The organism is Bradyrhizobium sp. KB893862 SZCCT0404 (assembly GCF_018130885.1).
Lineage (GTDB): Bacteria > Pseudomonadota > Alphaproteobacteria > Rhizobiales > Xanthobacteraceae > Bradyrhizobium > Bradyrhizobium stylosanthis.
Genome location: NZ_JAFCLT010000002.1, coordinates 325,507 through 338,627, shown reverse-complemented (window position 1 = coordinate 338,627; position 13,121 = coordinate 325,507). Strand labels below are relative to the sequence as shown.

Genomic DNA, 13,121 nt, shown 5'->3' with positions numbered 1-13,121 from the left:
CTGGTCGGCGATCCCGAAAGCTCGCTATCGCCGGCGTGCCACCGCAACGCCGAACAGGAAGGCCACGAAGAGGCTGGCCAAGGGCGCTTCCCGTGTGATCGCCGCGACGGTCGCGAGCGGTCGGCCGGGCTTGCGTGCTTCCTCGATCGTCTCAGTGAGACGGTTGACGGCCGCGTGCAGGCCTCCGGCGACTTCGCCGATCGTACGGGATACGTCGGACGCCGCATCAATGGCGCGCTCGGCGACGCCGGGCTGGGGGTTGGACTGCGGTATCTCCGTGCTCAAGCTTGCGACCTCCGAAAACCGACGATGGATGGAGGCCGGCACCTTTGGCTATCCGCGCGAGCGCTCGTTTTGAACAGCGGGTCTGACGACCTTTGGCTATCCGCGACAGGCGCCGTGATTTGACGGCGGGTGCCGGCCATGAATGGGCAATTCGGCGTGCGGGATTTTGTTCCGGACGGGGGCGGCGATCCCCGTGAAACGACGGATGCGAATCTCTGTTAGGCTGGCGCAGCATTGCTGATCTCAGGAGACGGCCGTGACCGATCGGACCATGACGGATCGAGCCCGGCGTATCGCCTTGCTCGGTGCTCCCATCGACATGGGCGCCTCGCAGCGCGGCACACTGATGGGGCCCGCGGCGCTGCGTACCGCGGGCCTTGCGACACTGCTCGAGAGCCTGGATCTCGAAGTCGTCGATTACGGCGATCTCTCCGTGGCCGAGGTCGGCGACCTCGCCGACAGGCCGCCGGAAAAAGCCAATCACTACCGCGAAATCCAGCGCTGGACGCGCGTGCTGAGCCGGCGAGGCTATGAGATCGCGAGCACCGGTGCGCTGCCGATCTTCCTCGGTGGCGATCACACCCTGTCGATGGGCTCGGTCAATGCCATGGCGCGCCACTGGCAGGAGCGCGGACGTGAGCTGTTCGTGCTCTGGCTGGACGCGCATGCCGATTACAATACGCCGGAGACGACGATCACGGCGAACATGCACGGCATGTCGGCGGCCTTTCTGTGCGGCGAGCCGGGCCTCGACGGCCTGCTCGGCGATGACCTGCGCGCGTCGATCCACCCCGACAGGCTCGACCTGTTCGGCGCGCGTTCGATCGACAAGCTCGAAAAGGAGCTGATGCGCTCGCGCCGGATCAGGGTCGTCGACATGCGGCAGATCGACGAATTCGGTGTCGCGGTGCTGATCCGGCGTGTCATCGAGCGCGTCAAGGCATGCAACGGCGTGCTTCATGTCAGTTTCGACGTCGACTTCCTCGATCCCTGCGTTGCGCCGGGCGTCGGCACGACCGTGCCGGGCGGGGCGACCTATCGTGAGGCGCATCTGATCATGGAGCTGCTGCACGATTCCGGCGTGGTGGGATCGGTCGACATCGTCGAGCTCAATCCGTTCCTGGACGAACGCGGTCGGACCGCGCGCACCGCGGTCGAGTTGATCGGCAGCCTGTTCGGCCAGCAGATCACCGATCGCCCGACGCCGAGCAACGCGATCGCTCCGGGCGAGTGAATCAGCCGTAGTGTTTGTGCGATGCAAGGAAAGGAACTGCTCTCGCGGCCGTCCGATTTAGATCAGCACCGATCGAAATCGCCTGCTTTTGAAACGGCTGCGAATTGCAAATGCCGCCGCCGGACTGTTTCATGCAGGCTCAGCGCCAGCCGAGGGGCCGCCATGAGCAGCACGACAGATCCAGACAATGATTCCGTGACGACCACACGCCGCCGCTTCCTGACAGCCGGCACCGCAGCGGCGGGAGGCGTCGTTCTCGGCGCGGGCGCTTCCGTTGCCGCGGAGGCCGACAACCTTCCGCCCAACGTTCCCGAATGGATGAAGGCGCCGGGCGAGCCGACGGGAGGCCAGCCCTATGGCACGCCGTCACCGTTCGAGAAGGGCGTCGTCAGGAACATCTCGAAGACCCTCAAGCAATACATCTCCGCGTCCAGCCGGACGCCCTTGCAGGAGCTCGATGGCATCATCACGCCGAACGGGCTGTTCTACGAGCGGCATCATGGCGGTGTCCCGGCCATCGACCCCGCGCAGCACCGGCTGATGCTGCACGGGCTGGTCGAACGCCCCCTGACCTTCACGGTGGACGATCTCCGGCGCTTCCCGTCGGAGTCGCGTATCCACTTCCTCGAATGCTCCGGCAATCCCGGCTACAGCAAGCCCTATGGCAAGACGGCATCAGATCTCGTCGGCCTCGTGAGTTGCGCCGAATGGACCGGCGTCAGCCTGAAGCTGGTGCTTCAGGAGGCCGGGCTGAAGCCCGAAGCCAAATGGGTGGTCGCAGAAGGCGCCGACGCAGCCGCGCTGACGCGAAGCATCCCGATCGAGAAATGTCTCGAGGATGCGATGCTGGTCTACAGCCAGAACGGCGAACGGCTGCGCCCGCAGCAAGGCTATCCGCTGCGGCTGTTCCTGCCGGGATTCGAAGGCAATATGAGCGTGAAATGGCTGCGCCGCCTGCACGTGACCACGGAGCCGGTTTACTCGCGCGAGGAGACTTCGAAATACACCGACCTCCTGCCCGACGGCACGGCGCGCGAGTTCTCCTTCTACATGGAAGCGAAATCGATCATCACCCGTCCGTCCGGCGGTCAGCGCCTGAGCGCGCCGGGCTTTCACGAGATCACGGGGATCGCCTGGAGCGGGCACGGCAAGATCGCGCGCGTCGAGGTGTCCGCCGACGATGGGAAGAGCTGGCAGGACGCTCGCTTGCAGGAGCCGGTTCTGACGCGTGCCCTGACGCGCTTCCGCCTGCCGTGGAAATGGGACGGCAAGCCCGCCGTGATCCAGAGCCGCGCCATTGACGAGACCGGCTACGTGCAGCCGACGCTGGCCGAGCTGCTCGCCGTGCGCGGTGAGAACTATTTCTACCACAACAACGCGATCTGGCCCTGGCGCGTCGCTGAGACTGGCGAGGTGACCAATGCGCTGGCTTGAGACTTGCGGGATCACCGTCGCAATCGCGCTGTTGGCCTTCTCAAATGAAGCGCAGGCGCAGAGCTCGTACGGCATCGGGCGACCGGCAACAGCCGCGGAGATTGCGGGCTGGAATATCGATATCGGCCGCGACGGCAGCAATCTGCCTGAAGGAAGCGGTTCGGTCAGCCATGGACGCGAGGTGTTCGCTCAACAATGTGCCTCATGCCACGGCGATAAGGGCGAGGGCGGTCTGGGCGATCGGCTCGCCGGCGGGCAGGGCACGATCGGAACGCCAAAGCCGATCCGAACCGTTGGCAGCTATTGGCCCTATGCACCGACATTGTTCGACTACATCCGACGCGCCATGCCGCAGAACGCGCCACAATCGCTGAGCAATGAGGATGTCTATGCAGTGTCCGCTTTCATCTTGAACCTGAACGGACTGGTGGGAGCGGATGCCATTCTCGACGCGAAGTCGCTCGCGGCCGTGAAGATGCCGAACCGCGACAGATTCGTCGGCGATGCTCGCCCGGATGTGAAGAGATGAGCGGAGCAGGTTCCGCGCGGTGGCGCGGAACTTGCTTGAACTGAACGGGGAACTCTGAGGGGCGCATTTGACTTAACCTGCGATAGGACAATAGCGGACCCCTCATGACGACCGATCGTTTCGCGAACTCCATCTCCACGGCGCTCCGACATCCCGGCGTGATTGCGCTCATCGTAGCCGGCTTGACGATTGCAGCCATGCTGATCGTCGACCACGGCCCGTGGAGCCGCGCCAAGACACAGCCGGCCCATATCGCGATGTATGCGACGACGGGAGAAGCCGCACGCGCCGCCGGCGCTGCAGTGCTTCCGACCGATGCGAGGTCGCCGATCGAGCCGGCACGACCGGGGCCGAAGACATCCCCGGCCATCAATCCCGTGACGCCGTAATCCCCGTCAGCCCTTGCGGCCGTAGTTGAGCAGCCCGCCGCTCGTCCTCGGTGGGTGCGCGCGCAATGCGTCCTCGTTCGGTTCTGTGCCCCAGCCGGGCCGGTCCGGAATGACGAGATGGCCATTCTGGATCTCGGGCTCGTGCGTGAAGAGCTCGCGGTCCCAGGACAGGCGGTCGATGTCGATCTCCATGATGCGCAGGTTCGGTACGGCGGCGCAGAAATGCGCGTTCATCATCGAGCAGAGATGGCCGTAGAAATTATGCGGGGCCACGTTGACCTCGAACGCCTCGGCGGCGGCCGCGATCTTCATCGATTGCCAGACGCCGTTCCAGGGTGTGTCGATGATCGCGACATCCATCGCCTGCTGATGGAAATAGGGCAGGAATTCGCGCAGGCCCAGCAGCGTCTCGCAGGACGAGATCGGATGCGGGCTTTGCCTGCGGATATAGCCGAGCGCTTCCGGATTGAAGCTGTCGATCTCGATCCAGAACATGTCGAGGTCGGCGATGGTGCGAAGGATCTTCAGATAGCCTTCGGTCTTGGCGTTGAAGTTGCAGTCGAGCAGGATGTCGACATCGGGGCCGGCGCCGTCGCGGATCGCTTCCAGATGCATGCGCAAGTCGCGCAGGATCTTGCGGTCGACGTTGATCTCCGGCGCAAACGGTGAGCCGAAGCCGGGCCGCCAGCCGGTCGGCTTGCCGTCATCGTAGGAGAAGATGTTGGTCTTGAGGGCGGTGAACTTCTTCTCGCGCACCTCGCGGCCCATCGCCTTGACGCCATCGAGACTTTCGATCGGCGGCTTGTACCAGGAGGGATGATTGATCCGCCACGTCGCGCAATGCGACCAGTACACCCGGACACGATCGCGGATCTTGCCGCCGAAGAGCTCGTAGCAGGGCACGCCGAGGCACTTTGCCTTGGCGTCGAGCAGCGCGTTCTCGATCGCTCCGAGCGCCTGGGCCACAACGCCGCCGGCGGCGGGGCGGGTGGCGGCGAACAGCTCGGCATAGATGCGCTCATGCTGGAAGACGTTCTGGCCGATGACGCGGGCGGACAGACGCTGGATCGCGGCGCCGACGCCGGGCGAGCCAAAGCCCTCGTCGAATTCGCTCCAGCCGACGACGCCGTCCTCGGTCGTCAGCTTGACGAAATGGTAGTTTCTCCAGCCGGCATCGCAGGCGAGGATTTCGAGGCTTGTTGCTTTCGATGATTTGGTCATGTCGCTCCCTGTCGCCCGGCGGGCCTTGTTCTTCTTGTGGCGGGCCGCAAGCCCGGCCCTGACCGCAACTGTAAGGAAGCTGCTGACCGGCGTGAAGCCCGCTTTCGCGTCGTCGGAAGGCACTTGTGCTTGGCGGGAAAACAACGCTCGAACTTTCTCGCGGCGTCCCAACAAATGATGGGGACGCTCCGGCCGCGGCGGGCCTATGGTAAGTCATCACCGCAAGGCCCGTGGCATCAATCGGTGATGAGAACGCCAATTGCGCTCCCGCCCCACGCAAGCGAGGGAGCAGCGCCATGCTGAGGCGGCGCCGATTCAGGCAGACCAGGACACTCAACGAGCGCCTCGAAGACGAGGCGAAGCGTCTTCGCGCCGAGGCGCGTGGGCTGCCGCCGGGGCGGCGCCGCGAAATGCTGCTGCGCAGGGCGCGGCAGGACGAGATGGCGATGCAGATCGACGCCTGGCTTCATTCGCCCGGCCTGAGGGCGCCGACATGACCCTGCAATACCGCGCCTATCTGGTCGGCGAGGACGGCGTCTTCCGCTCCGCCGAGGCTTTCGAGGCCCCGTCCGACGCATCGGCGCTGGTCTTTGCCCGGCAATTCACCCGGCAGGGCAATGTCGAGGTCTGGCAGCTCGATCGCAAGATCGGCCTGTTGAAGCAGGGGTCGCCGGCCGAAACGGCTTAGGAACGACCGCGTCCGCCGCCCGTTGGCGCTTCCATGGTGCAATACTTATTCACGATCTCGAATGGCGGGGACTTCTCGGACACCGAGGACCTCCCGGACGATGAAGCGGCCTGGCGCCAGGCGCTTCAGACCGTGCGCGATATCGAAACGAGCCTGCGCTCCGGCGGAGGCCGGTGGTCCCTCGTGGTCGCTCGCGAGCAGAGGCCCATCTACCGGATCGAGGTGCGGGCAGACAAGCTGAACTAGATGGAAACTTACGGTTGGCCGTCCCGGCGCGGGAAAGGCTTCCGCGTGTTCCTGTCTGCGAAGGTTTCGCCGTTACCGCACCTGGCGTTCTGCAGCGCCTTTTCGAGATCGCCGGCGAGGACCTTGTGATGGTCGGCGAGGCGTCCGAACAGCTCTCGCTTTCTGGGATCGGTCGCAAGATCGCGGATGATCTCGCATTCGGCGATCTGCACTCTGACCTTTTCCAGGCGGTCTTGCATGTCCATCATGACATTCACCCCGGGCAAAAGCGCCGACAGCCAGCCTACGTGAATCGGGAAAAAGTGGCAATCGACGTTTCCAGAGGCCTGATGGCTCGATGTGCGGGAGGCGCAGGACGGATGCTCCGCTGAAATTGCAGGGCCTCAAGATCGCAGCCAGGGGGTCTCGTCCGACGCAGGCATGCAGGACGCGGTTGGTGTGGACCACCAAAAAGCCAACGCAATCGCGGAGGTCGGTCCGGGGCAGCGGCAGGGCGAACTCACCATCCCGCGTGCGGCCGATCGCCTTCCGTTGCGTGGGCAGCTCGATCAGGACGATCCATTCGCGGAAGATCGCGCCGTAGCGATGGCGTCAGGTTCGCTCACTCCTCGGCGAGCTTCCGCTCGATATAGGCGTCGACCGTTTCGGCGAAGGAGCGCTGCACGCCGACCGCGGCAATATGCAGGTCGAGCGCATCGCGTTGCAGCACGCGCAGGCCGCGCCCGCGGGCGCACACCGGTGCCGTGTTGAGAAACTGGTCGATGGCGCCCTTGGCTTGCGGGATCGCTTTGGGATCGCCCCTTGCGATCAACAGACGCAGGAGGCTCTGGCATTCGGCCAAGCCGGGCATGGTTTCGCCCTCAGCCGTGCCGCGATTTCGGCTTCGGCCGCTTGACCGGCTGGGTGTGGGTGCCGAACAGCGCCAGCAGCAACGCGACTTCTTCCTTCGAACCGATCTGGATCATGATGATCTCCCTTTTCGCTTCGTTGGTCGAGGCGAGCGGAAAAGGCGTTCAGGACAATCGGGTTTCAGGATTGTTTCAGCCGTGTTTCGTCGGCAGCGGAGGGGGGCGACTGGGTGCTGATCGCCCTTTCCACCTCCGCCGCCAGCACCTTGTGGTGCTCGGCGAGGCGAGCGAACAGGTCGCGCTTCTTCGGGTCGGTCGCAAGGTCGCGAATCATCTCGCACTCGACGATCTGAACCCGGAGCTTCTCCAGGTGCTCTTGCATGTCCTTCATTGGCAGTCCCCGCATCGGCAGAGCCGAAGTTAGCAGGACAGGAAGTGCGTCACTTTAACAATTGATGCGCCGTTAGGCACCGCCAGCCGGAACGGCCCGAGAGACAAAAGCATTGGGTATTCAGAACAAGGGAATTCGTACTGTCCTATGAGCCATACCGTTCTGGTTGTCGACGACGACCCCGCCGTGCTCGACGCCATTGCCAGCATGCTGGAAGATCTTGGATGCACCGTCCTGACCGCTGGAAGCGGCCCGGCGGCGCTGAATCAGCTCCGGCAGAACGAAGAGGTCGCCATCCTGGTCACCGACATCAACATGCCCGGTATGGACGGGCACGAGCTGGCCGAGCTGGCCAGACGTGATTGTCCGCAACTTAAGATCTTGCAACTGTCGGGCCGCGAGCCACGGCGAGGCGGACTGCCGATGATCCGAAAGCCCTTTTCATTCGAGGATCTGGCCCGGGTCATGAAGCAGACCGTCGGCGTCTGCTAGCGGCGCGCTTGCCTGCGTCGGGGACCATCGGTGCCTTCGGGATGATCGGAGAAAAGGAGCGGCCCCGGCGCACGACGGGGGGCAGGGGGCGCCGGAGCCGCCATTCCAACCGGCAATCGGCGGGATGCCGGCACAAGACCAAGTCTCGCTGGAACCTGATGGTTCCTAATGCGCCTCAGCGCGTCTTCAACTTGCGCTCCACCTTCTTCCGGCTGCTGCCGACCTTCTTGACCGCCTTCTTCACCGCGGATGCGGAGCGGCGGGTCTTCTTGGACTCGTAACGCACTTCATAGTCCTGTCCGCCCGCCACGCGTGCGCGGTCCTGCTTGCGACCGCGCGCGGTCTGCTTTTTCGCCTTGGCCATGTGGCACCTCCTTGCAAGACCAAAACGCAAGACGATTCCAGATGGTTCCGATTTTTCGAACATGGCACCGCCACGCGAGGAGGAAGCCGCCATGCGCGTGCGCGTTCACTCCCTGGAAGACGCTGCCGGTCCGCAAAGCTCGCGATCCAGCTCTGCGGCCCGGTCCGCATTGTAAGCCCGCTTCAGCAGATCATCGCGCTCGTGGCCCGGTGGCGCGCTCTGCGCGCGCAGCCTCATATCACGGGCAAATTGCTCCAGCCGGTGTTCGAGAGATTCCGTCTGTTTGAACCTTCGACGCTTCAATCCCATCATGCACGTCCTGTTTTGATGGCGACCATCGTAAAGCGCGTGATCGATTCCGCACGATCATAGGTTACTTTCGGCTCGCAGAAATTGCGCGGACGCCTTGCAACGACGGAATGAGTAAGTGGCTAAACCGGCTAAGACCTAACAAAAGTTGGGCTGGCCACCACCTCTATCTCGAAAGTCGGCCTCGCTGGCACAGGGCTTCTGGTCATCATTGCTAAGCCTTGACATCCTCGTTGCCAGCTTCCACTCGTTCACTCTGGGTGGTTGTGTCGCAAGAGCGATCCGGGTGCACGATGATGCGCTCGATTCGTTGCAGCACTTCGCTGGGACTTCCGTCGGTGGTCGTGGGAAGCGCCTCTTGCCAGGGTTTGAATGTCCGCCAGCGTAGGGGCCTCGTAGCCATCCCCGGCGGCGGGCTCAGTGCTGGGGAAGGGCCGTCTGATGCGTCTCTTCAATTCGTCCACTTCAAAATCCTTTCAAGAATGTTGATGGTTCTCCGCAAAACAAAAGCCCGCGGCGGATTTCTCCGCGCGGGCTATCGCGTTGAAAGGCGCAGTGGCGACAAGCCTGACTGCGCCTAACGACTTAGTGCATGTGGCCGATCAGATAGACGCCACCACCGAGAACGATCACAGCCGGAACGGCCCAAAGCAAAAGAACTGGCATCAGCTTTCTCCTCAGTTCGACGTGCAGACCTTGACGGTCTTCATGCCGGCCTCGGCTTCCGACCTGGTCTTGTACACGGTATCGCCGCTGACCACCGTCGTCTCCGTTGTCGTGGGCTTGGATTCGGTGATGGTGCACTTCTTGGTCTTGACGTCCTGCACCACGTAGAACGATTGAGCGGACGCGGGAGCCGCAACTGAAATCAACAGTGCGGCGGCAATGATCGTTTTGGTATTCATTATCTTCTCCTCCACTGGCCTGGCATCCAGACCATGTTCTACAAACCAGAGAACTTGCCACTTGTTCCCGTAACTGAACATGGCGCCGGAACGAATCCACTCGCAAAGATTCGAATCGAAGTGTCTTTGTTGCGTGGAGTTTCTTCTGTGGCGTCGCAGCGTCAGCGAACGTCAGTGCGCCCGTGCACGAACTCGAACGCTACAATGCGTTGCGAAGGCTGCTCGCAGGTGCGCGGCTATCCTTACAAGCGGAGTGCGCTCGTCGCGCTGAGGCCGATCAGGATTTCAGCCAGTCATCCGCCCTCGATTTGGTGGCCGGGCGAGCGGTAGGGAAAATCGACTTCATCTGCAATCTCTATTCCATCAGACCTATCAAGCGGCGATCGCCGATCTCTTGCGTCTCAGGGCTGCAGCAGCGATAGAAGCCTTTGACGGTCTTGATCGAGGAGACGCTGGCATTCACGCAGCCGCTCCAGCTCCCTTTCAGCGCTTGCGGTATCTTGACCATCCCGTTTCAGGTCCAGAACCAGCCGCTCCTGTTCAGCAAGCTGGCGCTCTCCCGCAACCACATCGCGTTCAACACGGTTCAGTTCATCGTAGATCGAGGTTCGGTCCATCGAGGCACTCCACGTGCTCGACCAACCCCGATCGACATTGCGCCGTTCCCTGTTCTTCCGTTTTTTCCCGAGCGTCCTGATGCTGCGCCTTTCTCAGCGTTGGTGCCGGCATCAAGTCCTTGAGGCCTAGTGCTTGGGTCTTCTGACCGCGAACACAAGCGCGACCTGAAACAACGGCCCGTCGTCGTTCCGCACCTCAATCGCGATATCCCGATCTTCCGCCGTCGGATCCAACTCCTGGGTCATCGCGCCCAAGGCGCGGGCAGCCTCCATCTCTGCAGCTCGTAGAGTCGGCAGCTCGACGCCATCCTCGTCCGGGAACAGCTCCGCGCCCTCTCTTAGGTCAAAGTAGTATCGCGCCATGACTGCCTCGCGTGGCCAGTCCGCAAGATCCTGAGCTCAAAACCAAAGGGGCCGCTGCTCTCACAGTGGCCCCTTCCGGGTTTGCAATCATTCCGAAATGAAAAGGCTTCGCCAGCCCCGGACGTCTATTTATTCTCGGCCAGCGGATTTTCTCAATTGCGCAAGTTGAGTAGTCCTAATTCCCATGTCGGCCCATCAAGACGGTGTCCCGGCGGCCTCACCAACGCTTCGCACATGGCGTGGCGAGGCCGCCCGCGCTCCGAACTCGGCTGGAGGGCGGAATCCGGAAGGCCCTGCAATTCTACAACCGCCACTCCAAAATGCGATTGCCAGAAAGAGGCACTCAATCCGGTCCTGCTTAGCGTGCAACCTTTGCCGGCCCCATCGTTTGGTGGGAGGAGACGAATGCAAGTCTGCCCCGGAGAGGCTGTTTCGAGGCCGCAAGAGCTCGTTGGTGTGACAGCCCGCGACATTGTAGCTCTTGTCAGGAACGACTCCTGGCCGCGAAGAATTTATGTTTCGGTCTGTGGCGATATCCTGCCTAAGGTCTCGCCATCCACCCGGGACGGCCCGTCGTTCGAACGCGCGTTTGGCGATGGGTCGGTTCTCGCGGGGCACTATTCCACTCTGTGCCGGCAAATCCGTGCAACTGAAGACGACACTCGCGCTGCAGCCTTGGGAACTGCGCCTCGGCTGGCTTGTTGGTCGGCGTGTGGAGGCGTTATGAAGCTTTTGGTGGAGTACCTTGAGCGAGCTGTTCAGTTGGAACGGTTGGCATCGAGCGAACGCGATGCAGCTTTCAAAGAGCAGCTCCTCACGCAGGCGAAGTCCTATCGGCAGCTGGCTGCCAAACGAGCGAAAGACTACGGGCTGCCGGCACCAAGCGCGTCCGAATTTGCGAGGTAGCTTCTGGGCGGCCGACAGGCACGCGTCAAAGCGGGGCGGCAGCCATTGGGCGCGGCCGGGCGTACGGGAGCGCCAGCAGCCTTACTCTGCCCCGATCGCAGTTTTATTCAAATCCAGCACATCGGATTCGGCGGACTGAAATCTGTTCGCGTCAGGCTGGGACATGTCGCCCGTCGAGGGCACAAAACGCTTCGGAGAGATCGTCGATGTACTACGCCGCCGCCGCATTGCTGGTGCTGTCGGGACTGTTCTACTCCGCGGGTCATCACGAACTCGGTCAGTTCGGCGCCAACGTCTGCAGCTATGGCGGCACGTTCTGCGACAATCCCGCGGTCGTCTTCACCGGCGCGGCGCTGGCCGCCGCGTGGGGCATGTTCGTCAGCATCAAGTAGAGGATCGCGTCTCGGCCTCGCGCGCCTCGATCGCCGCCAGCTCCTTGCGGACGGCCGCGGCCGCATTGCCGACCTTGTCTACGGCCTTCTTCAGCTCCTCCTTGGACACGCCGAGCGCATGCGTCCAGTATTTCACCTCGAAAGGCTCGTGCATGTTGATCTTGCTGCGGTCGGGTTGCTCGCGCTTCGTCAGACTGTCCATGTGTTCAAATGATCCATAGGGGGATGATCCGCGTCCTCACCGGGAAAACGCGGCAAGAGACTTGCCGTTCCTGACTGATCGACCACACCCGCTTTCGTGTCGGCCGCTACCGCTCACACCCTCAGCCACAGCATGGAGGCGAGCACGGCCGAGAACGTGAACAAGGTGATGATGGCGACTTTGAAAATCAGATCGGCTGCCAAGCGAGTCCCCTTTTGAGGTCCGGCGTCCGCACCCGACGCGCGGATGGTCGCGATCCCTGTCCCTGGCCCAAGTGAGGCCGGCGAGCGGCGTGACACGCTTTGGCCACGACCATGAAACGGCAGCGCAACGAGCCGCTCGCCGTTTGGTTCCTAATTCCGAACCCAAGAGACGGTGAATGTTCAAGCCGTGTCGTCGGCGCCACGAGCTGCGACTTAACATTTGTTATATCTGGCCGGTTTGGAAACGCATCGTCCACAATGTTGCGAACTCGCCGCGGCTCAATTTAACCTTTGTTATCAACAGCAAGGCCGCCTTTATGCTTTTTGACCCCCGACGCGCCCTGGGGCGTGGGGGATTGAGTGACGTGACAAGCGACAGCATTTGGGCACCGCTGTTTCAGCGCCTGAAAACGACGACGGGCGCCGCCGACCAGGACCTGCAGGCGCTGGCGGCTTTGCCCATCGCCTTACGCAACTACCGCGAAAACCAGACCGTGCTGCGCGATGGCGAGCAGCCGAGCGAGTGCTGCCTGATCGCCGACGGCTTCTGCGTGCGCTCCAAGACGATCGCCGACGGACGGCGGCAGATCCTGTCGATTCACATTCCCGGCGATCTTCCGAACCTGCAGAACCTGCACTACGGGACGGTGGACCACGACCTCGTGGCGCTGTCGGATTGCATGCTCGGCTTCGTCGGCCACAAGGCGCTGAAGGATCTGATCCGGGAGCGGCCGGGCGTAGCCGACATGTTCTGGCGCGACACGCTGGTCGATGCCGCCATCTCCCGGGAATGGATCGTCAATGTCGGCCAGCGCTCGACCTACAACCGGCTGGCACATCTGATCGTCGAGCTGCGCGAGCGGCTTCGCCTGGTCGGCCGCGTCATCGACAACACCTTCGCCATACCCCTGACGCAGGAGCAGTTCGGCGAGGCCATGGGCGTGACCAGCGTGCATACCAACCGCATCCTGCGGGATCTGCGCGTCGACGGCGTGCTGGAGCTTCAGCGCGGCACGGTGAGGATCCTCAACGAGCACAAGCTGCAGGAGCTGGCGCAGTTCGACGGGCGCTATCTGCATCTGTCGCCGTCGTCCTGAGCTGCG

General features: G+C 62.8%; 21 protein-coding genes. 11 read left to right on the top strand and 10 right to left on the bottom strand.

Annotated features, from left to right (window positions below; genetic code table 11):
* Positions 1 to 24 precede the first annotated feature (24 nt).
* Positions 25 to 285, bottom strand: coding sequence for a hypothetical protein (locus tag JQ617_RS10420; protein ID WP_212026250.1), 261 nt, complete (start codon positions 283 to 285; stop codon positions 25 to 27).
* A gap of 256 nt (positions 286 to 541) precedes the next feature.
* On the opposite strand from JQ617_RS10420, the gene rocF reads away from it, so the two are divergent.
* The 4 genes from rocF to JQ617_RS10400 all read left to right on the top strand — a co-directional run bounded on the left by rocF (position 542) and on the right by JQ617_RS10400 (position 3,871).
* Positions 542 to 1,519 carry an arginase gene (rocF, locus tag JQ617_RS10415; RefSeq protein ID WP_212026249.1) on the top strand — a complete coding sequence of 326 codons (978 nt, stop codon included), beginning with the start codon at positions 542 to 544 and terminating at the stop codon, positions 1,517 to 1,519.
* Between the two features lie 162 nt (positions 1,520 to 1,681).
* Positions 1,682 to 2,953 (top strand): sulfite dehydrogenase, encoded by a 1,272-nt coding sequence (gene soxC / locus JQ617_RS10410; RefSeq protein WP_212026248.1) that lies wholly within the window; start codon positions 1,682 to 1,684, stop codon positions 2,951 to 2,953.
* Positions 2,940 to 3,482 carry a c-type cytochrome gene (locus JQ617_RS10405; RefSeq protein WP_212026247.1) on the top strand — a complete coding sequence of 181 codons (543 nt, stop codon included), beginning with the start codon at positions 2,940 to 2,942 and terminating at the stop codon, positions 3,480 to 3,482. Before soxC ends, JQ617_RS10405 begins: the two co-directional genes overlap by 14 nt.
* A 104-nt stretch (positions 3,483 to 3,586) precedes the next feature.
* A complete protein-coding gene (locus tag JQ617_RS10400; protein WP_212026246.1) occupies positions 3,587 to 3,871 on the top strand; it encodes a hypothetical protein in 285 nt (94 codons plus the stop codon).
* Between the two features lie 6 nt (positions 3,872 to 3,877).
* Here the strand turns inward: JQ617_RS10400 and JQ617_RS10395 are convergent, their stop codons facing one another.
* A complete protein-coding gene (locus JQ617_RS10395) occupies positions 3,878 to 5,092 on the bottom strand; it encodes a mandelate racemase/muconate lactonizing enzyme family protein (RefSeq protein WP_063688336.1) in 1,215 nt (404 codons plus the stop codon).
* 296 nt (positions 5,093 to 5,388) lie between these two features.
* Here JQ617_RS10395 and JQ617_RS10390 point away from each other — a divergent pair, with 296 nt between their 5' ends.
* The 3 genes from JQ617_RS10390 to JQ617_RS10380 are packed head-to-tail and all read left to right on the top strand — an operon-like array spanning position 5,389 to position 6,026.
* Positions 5,389 to 5,589, top strand: coding sequence for a hypothetical protein (locus tag JQ617_RS10390; protein ID WP_212026245.1), 201 nt, complete (start codon positions 5,389 to 5,391; stop codon positions 5,587 to 5,589).
* Positions 5,586 to 5,780 carry a hypothetical protein gene (locus tag JQ617_RS10385; RefSeq protein WP_212026244.1) on the top strand — a complete coding sequence of 65 codons (195 nt, stop codon included), beginning with the start codon at positions 5,586 to 5,588 and terminating at the stop codon, positions 5,778 to 5,780. Before JQ617_RS10390 ends, JQ617_RS10385 begins: the two co-directional genes overlap by 4 nt.
* Positions 5,781 to 5,813: 33 nt before the next feature.
* On the top strand, positions 5,814 to 6,026 hold the full coding sequence (locus tag JQ617_RS10380; protein ID WP_212026243.1) for a DUF6894 family protein: 213 nt from the start codon (positions 5,814 to 5,816) through the stop codon (positions 6,024 to 6,026).
* Between the two features lie 8 nt (positions 6,027 to 6,034).
* Here JQ617_RS10380 and JQ617_RS10375 read toward each other — a convergent pair whose 3' ends face one another.
* The 3 genes from JQ617_RS10375 to JQ617_RS10365 all read right to left on the bottom strand — a co-directional run bounded on the left by JQ617_RS10375 (position 6,035) and on the right by JQ617_RS10365 (position 7,265).
* Positions 6,035 to 6,274, bottom strand: a complete 240-nt coding sequence (locus JQ617_RS10375; protein ID WP_212026829.1) for a hypothetical protein — start codon at positions 6,272 to 6,274, stop codon at positions 6,035 to 6,037.
* A 353-nt stretch (positions 6,275 to 6,627) separates the two neighbouring features.
* A complete protein-coding gene (locus JQ617_RS10370; RefSeq protein WP_212026242.1) occupies positions 6,628 to 6,876 on the bottom strand; it encodes a hypothetical protein in 249 nt (82 codons plus the stop codon).
* 179 nt (positions 6,877 to 7,055) lie between these two features.
* Positions 7,056 to 7,265: a hypothetical protein gene (locus tag JQ617_RS10365; protein ID WP_212026241.1), complete on the bottom strand. Its 210-nt coding sequence runs from the start codon at positions 7,263 to 7,265 to the stop codon at positions 7,056 to 7,058.
* A gap of 147 nt (positions 7,266 to 7,412) precedes the next feature.
* On the opposite strand from JQ617_RS10365, the gene JQ617_RS10360 reads away from it, so the two are divergent.
* Complete coding sequence (locus tag JQ617_RS10360; RefSeq protein ID WP_212026240.1) at positions 7,413 to 7,757, top strand: response regulator; 345 nt, start codon at positions 7,413 to 7,415, stop codon at positions 7,755 to 7,757.
* 175 nt (positions 7,758 to 7,932) lie between these two features.
* Here JQ617_RS10360 and JQ617_RS10355 read toward each other — a convergent pair whose 3' ends face one another.
* The 4 genes from JQ617_RS10355 to JQ617_RS10340 all read right to left on the bottom strand — a co-directional run bounded on the left by JQ617_RS10355 (position 7,933) and on the right by JQ617_RS10340 (position 10,315).
* Positions 7,933 to 8,121, bottom strand: coding sequence for a DUF3606 domain-containing protein (locus JQ617_RS10355; protein ID WP_212026239.1), 189 nt, complete (start codon positions 8,119 to 8,121; stop codon positions 7,933 to 7,935).
* A gap of 986 nt (positions 8,122 to 9,107) precedes the next feature.
* Positions 9,108 to 9,335, bottom strand: coding sequence for a hypothetical protein (locus JQ617_RS10350; protein ID WP_212026238.1), 228 nt, complete (start codon positions 9,333 to 9,335; stop codon positions 9,108 to 9,110).
* Between the two features lie 401 nt (positions 9,336 to 9,736).
* A complete protein-coding gene (locus JQ617_RS10345; protein WP_212026237.1) occupies positions 9,737 to 9,952 on the bottom strand; it encodes a hypothetical protein in 216 nt (71 codons plus the stop codon).
* Between the two features lie 126 nt (positions 9,953 to 10,078).
* Positions 10,079 to 10,315: a DUF6894 family protein gene (locus JQ617_RS10340; protein ID WP_212026236.1), complete on the bottom strand. Its 237-nt coding sequence runs from the start codon at positions 10,313 to 10,315 to the stop codon at positions 10,079 to 10,081.
* Between the two features lie 723 nt (positions 10,316 to 11,038).
* Between JQ617_RS10340 and JQ617_RS10335 the strand changes: the two genes are divergently transcribed.
* Positions 11,039 to 11,221, top strand: a complete 183-nt coding sequence (locus JQ617_RS10335; RefSeq protein WP_212026235.1) for a hypothetical protein — start codon at positions 11,039 to 11,041, stop codon at positions 11,219 to 11,221.
* Positions 11,222 to 11,427: 206 nt separating this feature from the next.
* Positions 11,428 to 11,613, top strand: coding sequence for a hypothetical protein (locus JQ617_RS10330; protein ID WP_063688326.1), 186 nt, complete (start codon positions 11,428 to 11,430; stop codon positions 11,611 to 11,613).
* Here JQ617_RS10330 and JQ617_RS10325 read toward each other — a convergent pair.
* Positions 11,606 to 11,815, bottom strand: coding sequence for a DUF3606 domain-containing protein (locus tag JQ617_RS10325; protein WP_212026234.1), 210 nt, complete (start codon positions 11,813 to 11,815; stop codon positions 11,606 to 11,608). The two genes, JQ617_RS10330 and JQ617_RS10325, sit on opposite strands and share 8 nt — an antisense overlap.
* A gap of 568 nt (positions 11,816 to 12,383) precedes the next feature.
* Between JQ617_RS10325 and JQ617_RS10320 the strand changes: the two genes are divergently transcribed.
* On the top strand, positions 12,384 to 13,115 hold the full coding sequence (locus JQ617_RS10320) for a Crp/Fnr family transcriptional regulator (protein ID WP_212026233.1): 732 nt from the start codon (positions 12,384 to 12,386) through the stop codon (positions 13,113 to 13,115).
* Positions 13,116 to 13,121 lie beyond the last annotated feature (6 nt).